The organism is Geodermatophilus sp. URMC 61 (assembly GCF_052931555.1).
Genome location: NZ_JBRFHZ010000002.1, coordinates 701532 through 714582, shown reverse-complemented (window position 1 = coordinate 714582; position 13051 = coordinate 701532). Strand labels below are relative to the sequence as shown.

Sequence of the window (13051 nt, the reverse complement as noted above, 5' to 3'; positions counted from 1 at the left end):
CGAAGGCGTCCGGGTTCCAGCCCCTGGGCCGCCGGAAGGGCCCGGCCTCAGGAACCGGAGGCGGGCTGCCCGTAGAAGACCTGCTCGACGACGCCGCGGGCCTGTCGGGTGGCCCGCCGGTAGTCGTCGAGGAACTGGCCCGGGTCGGCGTCCGGACCGTACCCGCTCGCCCGGGCGACGCCGGCCAGCTCCACCCCTGGCCGGGGCAGCTGGTCGCGGGGCCGGCCGCGCACGAGGAAGACCGCGTTGCGCGCCCGGGTGGCCAGCTCCCACGCCCGCTGCAGCGCCTCGGCGTGCTCGCTCCCGAGCAGGCCGTCCTCGCGAAGCGCGCTCAGCGCCCCCACCGTCGAGGTCCCCCGGAGCTCGGGGTGCTCACCGGCGTGCTGCAGCTGCAGCAGCTGGACGGTCCACTCGACGTCGGCGAGCCCGCCGCGGCCCAGCTTGGTGTGCGTGGTCGGGTCCGCGCCGCGCGGCAGCCGCTCCCGCTCGACCCGGGCCTTGATCCGGCGGATCTCGGCGACCTGCTCGGCCGTGATCCCGTGAGCCGGGTAGCGGATCGGGTCGATCAGCTCGACGAACGCCGCGCCGAGGGCCTCGTCGCCGGCCACGGGCGCGGCCCGCAGCAGCGCCTGGACCTCCCACACCGACATCCATCGGTCGTAGTACTCGCGGTAGGAGTCCAGGCTGCGCACCAGCGCGCCCTGCCGGCCCTCCGGGCGCAGGTCGGCGTCGACCTCGAAGGCCGGGTCGGGTGCCGGCTCGCCCAGCAGCCGGCGCAGCGTGTGCGCGACGGCGTTGGCCGCCGCGGTCGCCTTCCCGTCCTCGGTTGTGCTCGCCCCTGCCCCACCACCCCCGACGACCCGCGGCCGGTGCACGAACAGGACGTCGGCGTCCGAGCCGTAGCCCATCTCGCCGCCGCCGAGCCGTCCCATGCCGATGACGGCGATGTCGGTGGGCAGGTCCTCGGGAGCGGTGCCGGTCTCGGCGGCGTGCGCCCGCACCGCGATGTCCAGGCCGACCTGCAGCGTGGCGACGGCGATGTCGGTGAGGGCCCGGCCGACCTGCTCGACGTCGAGCATGCCCAGCAGGTCCGCGGCGGCGACCCGCAGCAGCTCGGACCGGCGCAGCCCGCGCACCACCCGGATGCCGTCGGTCGGGTCCGCGGCCCGCCCGGCCGCCCGGCCCCAGGCCGAGGCGAGCGCGGCGGCGGTGCGCGGGCGCAGCTCGTCGTCGTCGGCGAGGATCCGCAGCGCCTCGGGCGTGCGGGTGAGCAGCGAGGCGACGTACTGGCTCGACCCCAGCAGCGCGGCCAGCCGCTCGGCGACCTGGCCCTCGTCGCGCAGCAGCCGCAGGTACCACTGGTTGCCGCCCAGGGCCTCGCTGACCTTGCGGTAGGCCAGCAGCCCGGCGTCGGGGTCGGCGCAGTCGGCGAGGGTCTGCAGCACCACGGGCAGCAGGTACTTCTGCATGGACGCCGACCGCGACACCCCGCCGGTGAGGGCGGCCATGTGCCGCAGTGCGCCGTCGGGGTCGGCGAAGCCCAGCGCGCGCAGCCAGTCGCCGGCCGCCTTCGACCCCAGCTGCGCGGCCTCCGGCGGCACCTTCGCCACGGCCGAGAGCAGCGGCCGGTAGAAGAGCTTCTCGTGCAGCCGGCGCACCTCGCGGGTGTGCAGCGACAGCTCGGCGTCGAGGACGGCGACGGCGTCCCCGCGGTGGTCGGGCTTGTACCCCAGCGACCGGGCCAGCCAGCGCAGCTGTTGCTCGTCGGTGGGCAGCAGGTGGGTGCGGCGCAGCCGGAACAGCTGCAGCCGGTGCTCGACGGTGCGCAGGAACCGGTAGGAGGCGATGAGGGTGTCGGCGTCGTCGCGACCGACGTAGCCGCCGGCCCGCAGCGCGTGCAGCGCCGGCAGCGTGCCCCCGACCCGCAGCCGCGCGTCGACCCGCCCGTGCACCAGCTGCAGCAGCTGGACGGCGAACTCGACGTCGCGCAGCCCGCCGCGGCCCAGCTTGAGCTCGCGCTCGGCCTGGGCCGGTGGGATGTTCTCCAGCACCCGCCGGCGCATCGCCTGCACCTCGGCGACGAAGCCGGGGCGCTCCCCCGCCTGCCAGACGAGCGGGAACAGCTCCTCGACGTAGGCCCGGCCGAGGTCGGGGTCACCGGCGACCGGGCGCATCTTCAGCAGCGCCTGGAACTCCCAGGTGCTAGCCCAGCTGCGGTAGTAGGCGGCGTGCCCGTGCAGCGTGCGCACCAGCGCACCGGCCTTGCCCTCGGGGCGCAGCGCCGCGTCGACCTCCCAGGCCGCCTCGCGGCAGATCCGCATGAGCGCCGCCGCCACGCGGCTCGCGCTCCGCACCGCGGGGCCGGTGTCGACCTCCTCGCCGGCCTGCCCCGACGGGCCGACCGGCTCGGCGACGAAGACGACGTCCACGTCGCTCACGTAGTTCAGCTCCCGGCCACCGGTCTTGCCCAGCGCGATGACGGCCAGCCGGCAGGCGGGCGCGTCGGCGGGCTGCTCGGCGACGGCGACGGCCAGCCCGGCGCTCAGCACCGCGGCGGCGATGTCGGCGAGCTCGGCGGCGACGTCCTCGGCGGCCAGGCCCTCGCCCAGGTCACGGCCGGCGACGGAGAGCACCGCCCGCCGGTAGGCCAGCCGCAGGTCGGCGACCCGCTGCGGGCTCGCGTCCGGCGCGGCCTTCCCCAGCCGCACACCCCACGGCGGGTCGTCGGGGTCGGCACCGACGGCGACGAGCATCTGCCGCTCCAGCGCCTGGGGCGTGGGCCGGGTCGGCCCCCGGGAGGCGCCGTCGCCGTCCCCGTCCAGCACCGTCCAGTCGCCGGGGTGGGCCGCCAGGTGATCGGCGAGCCCCGAGCTGGCGCCGAGCACCCCGAGCAGCCGGGCGCGCAGCAGGGCCGAGCCGCGCAGCCGGGCGAGCAGGGCGGCGGCCGAGCCGCCGGTGGGGTCGGCGGAGTCCAGGGCCTCGATCAGCCGGCGCAGCGAGCGGACGGCGAGGTCGGGGTCGCCGGTGCGGGCCAGCGCGGAGACGACCGGGCCGGCCTCCGGGTCGGCGGGCTCGTTGCGCTCGAGGTCCCACAGCCCCATCTCCGGTTCGGACAGCAGGCGGGCGGCCCGCTCGCCGTCGAGGAAGCCGAAGCGCACCAGCCGGACGACGGCCCGGCGCGGGATCTCCGGTGCGCTGCTGGCGGTCACGCCGTCCCCACCCCGGCCGTGGCGCGGCTGCGGACGAGGTCGGCGAAGCGGCCGGCGAACGGCGCCCACGCCTCCTCGAGGTCCGGGTGCACGGCGGTGGCGCGGGCGCAGATCGTCTCGCGACCCAGCCCGCTGGCGGCCACGCCGACCGTGTCCCGCTCGGCCCACTCCGCGACGATCTCGGGGGTGGTCTCGATGTGGAACTGCAGGCCGTAGACGTGCCGGCCCACCCGGAAGGCCTGGTGCGGGTAGGCCGGGTTGCTGGCCAGCAGCGTCGCCCCGGGCGGCAGCTCGGCGATCTCGTCGTGGTGGAACTGGATCACGTCGGGACTGAGCGGCAGGGGCCGGAACAGCGGGTCGGCGTCGGCGGCGTCGCGCTTGGCGACGAGGGTGGCGCCGACCTCGGGTCCGTCGACCCCCTTCCGCACGCGGCCCCCGCCGACCTCGGCGAGCAGCTGGGCGCCGAGGCACACGGCCAGGGTCGGGACGTCGCCGGCCAGTGCCTCGGCCAGCAGCCGGCGGACGCCGACCAGCTCGGGGCTGGTCCGCTCGTCGTCCGTCGCCGACTGCGGGCCGCCGAGGACGAGCAGCCCGTCGAACCCCTCGAGGGTCGCCGGGAGCTCGTCGCCGGCGCCGAGCCGGCGCTCGTCGAGCTCCAGTCCGGCCTGCGCGAGCCAGGTGCCGAGCCGGGCCGGCGGATCGGTCTCGGACGGGACGACGACGAGCAGGCGGGCCACGCGCCGAGCGTAACCAGCCGACCTCCGGCGATCTCCGCGGAAACCGCCGGAGGGTGCTCCTTCAGAGGCCGGGCAGGTAGCGCGTGAGCTCCCACGGGGTCACGTTCTGCCGGTAGGCGTTGAACTCGGCCCACTTGTTGCGCAGGAAGAACTCGAACACGTGCTCGCCGAGGGTCTCGGCGACCAGCTCGCTGCCCTGCATCGCGGTCAGCGCCTCGCCGAGGGAGACCGGCAGGTCGTCGTACCCGGCGGCGCGGCGCTCGGTGTCGGTGAGCGACCAGACGTCGTCCTCGGCCTCGGGCGGCAGCTCGTAGTTCTTCTCGACGCCGCGCAGGCCGGCGGCCAGCAGCACCGCGAAGGTGAGGTACGGGTTGCAGGCGGAGTCCGGCGAGCGGACCTCCACGCGGGCCGACTGCGCCTTGCTCGGCTTGTAGGAGGGCAGCCGCACCAGCGCCGAGCGGTTGGCCCGGCCCCAGGTCACCGCGGTCGGCGCCTCGGTGCCGGCCAGCAGCCGCCGGTAGGAGTTGACCGTCTGGTTGGTGACGGCGGTGAACTCCTTGGCGTGGGCGAGCAGCCCGGCGATGAACTGCCGGCCGGTCGCCGAGAGCTTCATCGGGTCCGACGGGTCGTGGAAGGCGTTGCGGTCGCCCTCGAACAGCGACAGGTGGGTGTGCATCGCCGAGCCGGCCAGGTCGGTGAACGGCTTGGGCATGAACGTCGCGTGCACCCCCTGGGCCAGCGCGACCTCCCGGACGACGTGCCGCAGGGTCATGATGTTGTCGGCCATCGACAGCGCGTCGGCGTAGCGCAGGTCGATCTCCTGCTGGCCGGGCGAGACCTCGTGGTGGCTGAACTCCACCGAGATGCCCATGGCCTCGAGCGCGAAGACCGCCTCGCGGCGGAAGTCGTGGGCCACGTTGTGGGTCGACAGGTCGAAGTAGCCGCCGGTGTCGGCCGGCTCGGGGGCGCTGCCGTCGGTGGGCAGGTCCTTGAGCAGGAAGAACTCGACCTCGGGGTGGGTGTAGAAGGTGAACCCCATGTCGGCGGCCTTGGACAGGGCCCGCCGCAGCACGTGCCGCGGGTCGGCCCAGGACGGCGAGCCGTCGGGCAGCGTGAGGTCGCAGAACATCCGCGCGGTGTCGCTGGGCTGCCCCTTGGCCGACGGCATCACCTGGAAGGTCGCCGGGTCGGGCTTGAGCAGCATGTCCGACTCGTAGACGCGGGCGAACCCCTCGATCGCCGAGCCGTCGAAGCCGATGCCCTCCGCGAAGGCCGCCTCGATCTCGGCCGGCGCCACGGCCACGGCCTTGAGGTAGCCCGAGACGTCGGTGAACCACAGCCGCACGAAGCGGATGTCGCGTTCCTCGAGAGTGCGCAGGACGAACTCCTGCTGTCGGTCCATGCTCGGCATGATCGCGTCCAGTCGTTTCCGGGGTGTGACGTCGTTCCCAGCCTGCCTCCTGCGCGGGAACGGCGGCACCCCGGCACGCCCGACGGCCCGGAGTCCTACCCGGCCAGGAGCTCCAGCGGCGTGTCCGGGTCGGCCAGCCTGGCCGGCTGCACCTGCCGCCGCGACCGGATGAGCTGCTGGATGGGCGCGGTGACGTCCCAGACGTTCACGTTCATACCGGCGGTCACCCGGCCGTCGGCCGTCCAGAAGGCGATGAACGCACCGTCGTCGGGGTCGCCGCGGCACACGACCGTGTCGCCGGGACCGGCGAGGCCCGAGTACTCCATGCCCAGCTCGTACTGGTCGGTGAAGAAGTAGGGCACCCGGTCGTAGGCGACCTCCTGTCCCAGCATCGAGCGCGCCGCGGCCGGCCCCTGGTTGAGGGCGTTGGCCCAGTGCTCGACACGGACGTGCCGCCCGTGGTGGGGGTGGAACGCCGAGGCGACGTCCCCGGCCGCGTAGACGTCGGGGGCCGAGGACCGCAGCGCCTCGTCCACGACGACGCCGTTGTCGACCTCGAGCCCGGCCGCAGCCGCGACCTGGCTGTCGGGGACCACACCCACCCCGATGACGACCAGGTCGGCAGGCAGCCCCGCGTGGCCGTCGGTGACCACCGAGGTGACCCGGCCACCGGACCCACGGATCTCCCGGACGACGGTGTCGGTCAGCAGCTCGACGCCGTGGTCGCGGTGCAGTCGCGCGAACACGCGGCCCATCTCGGCGCCCAGCACTGCGTGCAGCGGCGTGGGCTGCGGCTCGACGACCGTCACGGTGTTGCCGTGGGACCGCGCGGCGGCGGCCACCTCGAGGCCGATCCAGCCGGCGCCGACGACCACGACCCGGCGTCCACCGCCGGTCAGGTCCGTCACCAGCCGGTCGGCGTCGGCGAGGGTGCGCAGGTACCGGACGCCGTCGAGGTCGGCGCCGGGCACCGGGAGCCGCCGGGCCGAGGCACCGGTGGCCAGCAGCACACGCGCGTAGGAGAGCTCCTCGCCGGTGTCCAGGGTCAGCCGGTGCGCGGCAGGGTCCAGCCGGGTGGCCCGGACGCCGGTACGCAGCTCGACGTCGTGCTCGGCGTACCACCCCGCGTCGTGGACGAAGGCGTTGTCGCGGTCGGCGCGGCCGAGCAGGTACTGCTTGGACAGCGGCGGCCGCTCGTAGGGCCGCTCGGGTTCGGCGCCGACGAGCACGACCGGCCCGTCGAACCCCTCCTCCCGCAGCGTCTCGGCCGCCTTGGCGCCGGCGAGTCCGGCGCCGACGATGACGAAGGGAGCCTGTGTGGGCACGGCGTCCTCCTCCCCGGTGTCGGGGTCAGGTGGTTCCGGTGAGTGCGAAGAACTCGGCGCGGGAGCGCGCGTCGGAGCGCAGCACCCCGTGCAGCGCGGAGGTCACGGTGCGGGCCCCGGGAGCCCGGACGCCGCGCAGCGACATGCACAGGTGCTCGGCCTCGACGACCACCCCGACCCCGCGCGGGGCCAGGTGCTCCTGCAGCCAGTCGGCCACCTGCTGGGTCAGCCGCTCCTGGACCTGCAGGTCGCGGGCGAAGAGCTCGAGCACCCGGGCGAGCTTGGACAGGCCGAGGATCCGCGCGCCGGGCACGTAGCCGATGTGCGCGACCCCCGAGAAGGGCAGCAGGTGGTGCTCGCACAGGGACTGCAGCGGGATGTCCCTGGCGATGACCAGCTCGTCGTAGCCCTCGTCGTTGGGGAAGGTGGTGAGGTCGAACTGCCGGGCGGTCAGCATCTCGGCGTAGGCGGAGGCCACCCGGCGGGGCGTCTCGGCCAGGTGCGGGTCGGACGGGTCGCGGCCCAGCGCCCGGAGGAGCCGGCCGACCGCCTCCTCGGCCGCGAGCAGGTCCACCGCCCCGGTCCGGCGCACGACGCGGAGTGCGGGGTGACGGCTCGCGGGGTCAGCCGCCACCGCCGGCCCGGCCACGGTCACGACCGGCGCCCCGCGGTGCGACCCGGCGCGTAGCGCGCCGCGAGCCTGGCGAGGGCGACTGCGGCGACGAGGAGCCCGAAGTCGCGCAGGGCCACGTCGTAGAAGCCGGGGACGGTCAGCAGGTTCACGATGATCCCACCGAGCCAGGCGGCCACCAGCCAGCCGCCGAACCGTGGCGCGACGGCGACCACGACGCCGGCGACGATCTCGACGACGCCGACGGCGTACATGGCCTGCTGCGCGGTGCCGGGCACCAGGTCGTCGATCCAGGGCGCGAGGTAGCCGGGCCAGTCGGTGAGCAGGCCGGCGAACTTGTCGAGACCGAAGGCGATGGGCGCGATGGTGAAGACCGTCCGCAGCAGCAGGAAGGCCTGGCGGGCCGGGTCGATGGCCGTGACGGCGCCTCGGGTGCGGTCGAGGTGGGTGGTCATGAGAACCCTCCTTCTAAAACCGGTAAGGGTTAGAAGTAGAGACCTCAGGGCCTCCGCTGTCAACGCCTCTCAGGCGGGCGGCGATGGCTCCAGGCGAACGCAGCAGACGCCCGGGGCCGGCGCGAGCCGGGCGGTGAGCCCGGTGCCGTCGATGCCGGCGAGGACGCCGTCGAGCAGGCGCAGGTTCATCCCGCAGACCAGGTCGGTGTACTCGCCGGCCAGCGCATGGAACGGGCAGTTCGCGAGGGTCACCCCGCCGTCCTCGACCCGGGGCTCGAAGCCGTGCTCCTCCAGCACCGCCAGCACGGCATCCCGGCCGCCGAGCGCCCGGCCCACCGCCCGACCCAGCTCCCGACCCCGGGCGTGGGCCCGTCGGCCGAGGACGGTCCGAGGTGACTCGCCCGACGCCTCGGCCTCCTGCAGCGCCCCGGCGAGCAGGTCGCCGGCCAGGTCGTAGCGGCGCTCGGGCAGGGAGACCCCGACGGTGCACGCCGCCCGCCGGTAGAGCTTCGCGGGACGGCCGGCGCCGGGCCCGCTGCGGCCGGTGCGCCGCTCGTAGTGCACGTCGAGCAGACCGTCGGCCACGAGCCGGTCGAGGTGGAAGGCCGTCGTCCCGCGCGGCACGCCCACCGCCGCCGCGGCCTCGTCCCGGGTCACCGGAGCCGACTGCCGGACGACGTGGTCGTAGAGCCGTCGGCGGGTGGGCTCGGCCAGCGCGGCGACCGCGGCGACGTGGTCCTCCATGCCGGAAGTCTAAGACCGGTACATGTCGGCGGAAGAGTTCGGCGCGTCCTCCCGGAGCCGCACGAACCGACACGGCCCGGCGCGGGCGGTGTGACGGGGACCACGTGCGGTCCGGGCAGGAGGTCCCTTCTCAGCTCTTCCCCAGGTCGGACAGGCTGCTGCGGCATGACGACCGTCGAGACCAGTCCGGTGGCCACCTCCGTCGACGCCCTCGCGCGCCAGCAGGCGCGTGTCGACCTCCTCCTCGCCCGCGTGGCCGCCAGCGAGCTGTGGGGGGTCCGCCTCGCCGCCCGTGACCGCGAGCGCCTGGTCCGGCACGGTCACTTCCCCGAGTACGCCGCGGAGCTGGAGTGGACGCCGCGCGAGGTGGCCGGACACCTGCGCGACAGCGCCCTGGTGTTCACCGAGCGCATCTACCGCCTGCGGACGGAGTCCGGACCCCTGCTGGCCGACTTCGCCCCGGACGAGCCCGAGCGGGTCGCCGGCTACCGCGCGGTCCCGCCGGTACAGCTCGTCCAGCAGCTCCGGACGGCGCAGGCGGCGCTGTTCGACAGCGTCGCCAGGCTGACGCCGACCGACCTGGACCGGGACGGCGTACACGCGGTCGACGGCCCGGTGACCCTCGCCGACATCGTGTGCTTCCTCCCCGGCCACCAGCGCGACCACGCCGACCAGCTCGCGGCACTGCTCGGTCGGGCGTGAGGCGCGAGATCCCGGCACGGTGATCGCCCGAGGAGCCCCGCGACGGCCGTAGCGGATCTAGCATGTGGCCGCCATCAGGAGGGCGGCGCGGCCACGGGCCCGATCCCGCGCCCGGCCGCGACGCCGCTGGCGGAGGGCGAGATGGACGTCGTTCTCGCACTGGTCATCGTCGTCGTCCTCGGGCTGTCGGTGCTCGTGGGCGCCAGCGTGCGCGTCGTGACCCAGTACCAGCGCGGGGTGGTGCTCCGGTTCGGGCGGCTGCTCGGCGACGCGCGGCAGCCCGGCCTGACGCTGATCGCCCCGGGCATCGACCGGATGCACAAGGTCAACATGCAGATCGTCACCATGCCGGTGCCGGCGCAGGAGGGGATCACCCGCGACAACGTCACGGTGAAGGTCGACGCCGTCGTGTACTGGCGGGTGTACGACCCGGTCCGCGTCGTCGTGGACGTGCAGAACTACCAGGCCGCCATCGCTCAGGTGGCCCAGGCGTCGCTGCGCTCGATCATCGGCAAGAGCGACCTCGACGACCTGCTGTCCAACCGCGAGCGGCTCAACCAGGGCCTGGAGCTCATGATGGACAGCCCCGCGGTCGACTGGGGCGTCCACATCGACCGCGTCGACATCAAGGACGTCGCCCTGCCCGAGTCGATGAAGCGGTCGATCGCCCGGCAGGCCGAGGCCGAGCGGGAACGCCGCTCGCGCGTCATCACCGCCGAGGGCGAGCTGCAGGCCTCCGAGAAGCTCGCCCAGGCCGCCCAGGTGATGAGCACCCAGCCGACCGCGCTGCAGCTGCGCCTGCTGCAGACGATGGTGGAGGTGGCCGCGGAGAAGAACGCGACGGTCGTGCTGCCGTTCCCGGTCGAGCTGCTGCGCTTCCTCGAGCACGCCACTCCCCCGGCGTCGGCCGGCCCCGAGCCCGCCCCGACGGTGAACGGGCTGCCCGTCCCGCGGCCGACGACCCCACCGGTGGCCACCGGCTGAGGAAGGACCCCGTCCTCCCCCGCGTGGCCGCCTGCCGGGGGCGCGGACCAGGATGGGCACGTGAGCGAACCCGTACAGCTCCGCGTGGCCCTCGCCCAGGTCGACACCCGCGTCGGCGACATCAGTGGCAACGCCGAGCTGGTGACCCGCTGGACGGCGGACGCGGCCAGCGCCGGCGCCCACGTCGTCGTCTTCCCCGAGATGACCCTGACCGGGTACCCGGCCGAGGACCTCGTGCTCCGCGAGTCCTTCGCCCGCGCCAGCGAGACCGCGCTGGTCGGCCTCGCCGCCGACCTCGCCGAGCGGGGCCTGGGCGGGACGGCCGTCGTCGTCGGCTACCTCGCGCACACCGAGGGCAGCGGCCCGGCGCCGGCGGAGTCGATGCCGGGCGAGGACGATCGCCCGGCCGACGCCAACCCGCGCCACGGCGCACCCCGCAACGCCGCGGCGCTGCTGTACGGCGGCGAGGTCGTCGTCCGGTACTACAAGCGGCACCTGCCCAACTACGGCGTCTTCGACGAGGCCCGCTACTTCGTGCCCGGCACCGAGCTGCCGGTCGTGCGGCTGCACGGCGTGGACGTCGCGCTGACCGTGTGCGAGGACCTCTGGGTCGAGGGCGGGCCGTGCGGCGTCGCCGGGCAGGCCGGGGTCGACCTGGTGCTCTCCCCCAACGCCTCGCCCTACGAGCGGGCCAAGGACGACCTGCGGCTGCCGCTGGTCCGCCGCCGGGCGGCCGAGGCACGGGCCACCGTCGTCTACTGCAACCAGGTCGGCGGCCAGGACGAACTGGTCTTCGACGGCGACTCGATGGCCGTGTCCGGCGACGGCGAGCTGCTCGGGCGGGCGCCGCAGTTCGTCGAGCACCTCATGTGCGTGGACCTGCGGATGGACCGGTCGTCCGTGCCGGAGCGGCGCGAGGGCCGCATCGGGCCGATGACGGTGACCCGGCACGTGCTGTCCGAGGAGCCGGTGCCGGCGTTCGAGCCGCGGCCGGCGCCGGTGGCCGAGCCGCTGTCGGACTGCGAGGAGGTCTGGCGCGCGCTGGTGCTGGGCCTGCGGGACTTCATCGACAAGAACGGCATGCCCTCGGTGGTGCTCGGGCTCTCCGGCGGCATCGACTCGGCCGTGTGCGCAGCCCTCGCCGTCGACGCGCTGGGCGCCGACCGGGTGTACGGCGTCGGCCTGCCCTCGAGGTACTCCAGCGAGCACTCCCTGGCCGACGCCGAGGACCTCGCGCGGCGCACCGGGCTGCACTACTCCGTCGTCCCGATCGCGCCGATGGTCGAGGCCTACCACGCGTCGGTGGAGCTCAGCGGCGTCGCCGCGGAGAACCTGCAGGCCCGCATCCGGGGCACGCTGCTCATGGGGTTGTCCAACCAGCACGGGCACCTGCTGCTGACCACCGGGAACAAGAGCGAGATCGCCGTCGGCTACTCGACCCTCTACGGCGACTCGGCCGGCGGGTTCGCACCGATCAAGGACGTGCCGAAGACGCTGGTGTGGGAGCTGGCCCGCTGGCGCAACGCGCACGCCAGGGGCCGCGGCGAGACCGAGCCGATCCCGCAGAACTCCATCGACAAGCCGCCGTCGGCCGAGCTCGCGCCCGGCCAGGTCGACACCGACTCGCTGCCGTCCTACGAGGAGCTCGACGCGGTCGTGGCCGACTACGTCGACCGCGACCTCGGGATGGCCGACCTGCTCGAGCGCGGCCACGACCCCGAGGTGGTGGCGCGGGTGCTGCGGTTGGTGGACGCCGCGGAGTTCAAGCGCCGCCAGTCGGCCCCCGGAACGAAGATCAGCCTCAAGGCGTTCGGACGCGACAGGCGGCTGCCCATCACCAACCGGTGGCGGGAGACGCTGCCCACCGTCCGCGAGGGAGCGGCATCACACACATGAGCGAATCGGTGCTCTACGGCGGGAAGTCCACCGCCCGGGTGCGGGTGCACCACCTGCAGCAGGCCAAGGAGCGCGGCGAGAGGTGGGCGATGCTCACCGCCTACGACACCTTCAGCGCGGCCGTCTTCGAGGAGGCCGGCATCCCGGTGATGCTGGTCGGCGACTCCTCGGGCAACGTCGTGCTCGGGCACAGCTCGACCGTGCCGGTCACCGTCGAGGACCTGCTGGTGCTGACCAAGGCGGTCACCCGCTCGACCCAGCGGTCGCTGATCGTCGCCGACCTGCCGTTCGGCAGCTACGAGGCCTCGCCGCAGCAGGCCTTCGACACCGCCGTCCGGATGATGAAGGAGGGCGGCGCGCACGCGGTCAAGCTGGAGGGTGGCGAGCGGGTCGCCCCGCAGATCCGGCTGCTGCACGACTCCGGCATCCCGGTCATGGCGCACATCGGCTTCACCCCGCAGAGCGAGCACGCCCTGGGCGGCTTCCGGGTGCAGGGCCGCGGGGCCGGCGCGGAGAAGCTGCTGGCCGACGCGCACGCCGTCGAGCAGGCCGGGGCGTTCGCCGTCGTCCTCGAGATGGTGCCCGCTCCGCTCGCCGCCCAGGTGACGAAGGAGCTGGCCATCCCGACCATCGGCATCGGGGCCGGCGCCGACTGCGACGCCCAGGTGCTGGTCTGGCCGGACATGGCCGGGCTGACCAGCGGGCGGGTGCCGCGCTTCGTCAAGAAGTACGCCGACCTGCGTGGTGAACTGCTGCGCGCGGCCCGCGAGTACGCCGACGAGGTGCGCGACGGCCTGTTCCCCGGTCCCGAGCACTCCTTCGAGTAGCCGGGCGCGCCCCGTGATGTGCACCTGCGGCGCGTCCCCGGCCGGGGAGCCGCCACAGGTGCACATCACCTCCTCCCGAGGGCCCCTCGTCCGCTGAGCCCGGGCGAGCACCGCCGGCGTTCCTCGCGGA

Annotated in this window: 11 protein-coding genes; 4 read left to right on the top strand and 7 right to left on the bottom strand. The window is 74.6% G+C overall.

Annotated features, from left to right (window positions below; all coding sequences use genetic code 11):
- Positions 1-47 precede the first annotated feature (47 nt).
- The 7 genes from ACU610_RS03375 to ACU610_RS03345 form a co-directional block, all read right to left on the bottom strand.
- Positions 48-3209 carry a bifunctional [glutamine synthetase] adenylyltransferase/[glutamine synthetase]-adenylyl-L-tyrosine phosphorylase gene (locus ACU610_RS03375; protein WP_446766303.1) on the bottom strand — a complete coding sequence of 1054 codons (3162 nt, stop codon included), beginning with the start codon at positions 3207-3209 and terminating at the stop codon, positions 48-50.
- The gene (locus ACU610_RS03370; RefSeq protein WP_446766302.1) at positions 3206-3946 is read right to left on the bottom strand and encodes a type 1 glutamine amidotransferase; all 741 of its coding nucleotides are present in this window, start codon (positions 3944-3946) and stop codon (positions 3206-3208) included. The genes ACU610_RS03375 and ACU610_RS03370 overlap by 4 nt, the downstream gene beginning before the upstream one ends.
- A gap of 61 nt (positions 3947-4007) precedes the next feature.
- Positions 4008-5348: a glutamine synthetase family protein gene (locus tag ACU610_RS03365; RefSeq protein ID WP_446766301.1), complete on the bottom strand. Its 1341-nt coding sequence runs from the start codon at positions 5346-5348 to the stop codon at positions 4008-4010.
- 104 nt (positions 5349-5452) lie between these two features.
- A complete protein-coding gene (locus ACU610_RS03360; RefSeq protein WP_446766300.1) occupies positions 5453-6682 on the bottom strand; it encodes an NAD(P)/FAD-dependent oxidoreductase in 1230 nt (409 codons plus the stop codon).
- Positions 6683-6707: 25 nt separating this feature from the next.
- Complete coding sequence (gene folE / locus ACU610_RS03355) at positions 6708-7274, bottom strand: GTP cyclohydrolase I FolE (RefSeq protein WP_446766299.1); 567 nt, start codon at positions 7272-7274, stop codon at positions 6708-6710.
- Positions 7275-7333: 59 nt separating this feature from the next.
- Positions 7334-7768: a hypothetical protein gene (locus tag ACU610_RS03350; protein ID WP_446766298.1), complete on the bottom strand. Its 435-nt coding sequence runs from the start codon at positions 7766-7768 to the stop codon at positions 7334-7336.
- Positions 7769-7837: 69 nt separating this feature from the next.
- Positions 7838-8512, bottom strand: coding sequence for a helix-turn-helix transcriptional regulator (locus ACU610_RS03345; RefSeq protein WP_446766297.1), 675 nt, complete (start codon positions 8510-8512; stop codon positions 7838-7840).
- Positions 8513-8677: 165 nt separating this feature from the next.
- On the opposite strand from ACU610_RS03345, the gene ACU610_RS03340 reads away from it, so the two are divergent.
- The 4 genes from ACU610_RS03340 (at position 8678) to panB (ending at position 12921) form a co-directional block, all read left to right on the top strand.
- On the top strand, positions 8678-9214 hold the full coding sequence (locus ACU610_RS03340) for a DinB family protein (protein WP_446766296.1): 537 nt from the start codon (positions 8678-8680) through the stop codon (positions 9212-9214).
- Between the two features lie 141 nt (positions 9215-9355).
- Positions 9356-10198, top strand: a complete 843-nt coding sequence (locus tag ACU610_RS03335) for a slipin family protein (RefSeq protein WP_446766295.1) — start codon at positions 9356-9358, stop codon at positions 10196-10198.
- 60 nt (positions 10199-10258) lie between these two features.
- Positions 10259-12094, top strand: a complete 1836-nt coding sequence (locus ACU610_RS03330; protein ID WP_446766294.1) for an NAD+ synthase — start codon at positions 10259-10261, stop codon at positions 12092-12094.
- The gene (gene panB / locus ACU610_RS03325; protein WP_446766293.1) at positions 12091-12921 is read left to right on the top strand and encodes a 3-methyl-2-oxobutanoate hydroxymethyltransferase; all 831 of its coding nucleotides are present in this window, start codon (positions 12091-12093) and stop codon (positions 12919-12921) included. Before ACU610_RS03330 ends, panB begins: the two co-directional genes overlap by 4 nt.
- Positions 12922-13051 lie beyond the last annotated feature (130 nt).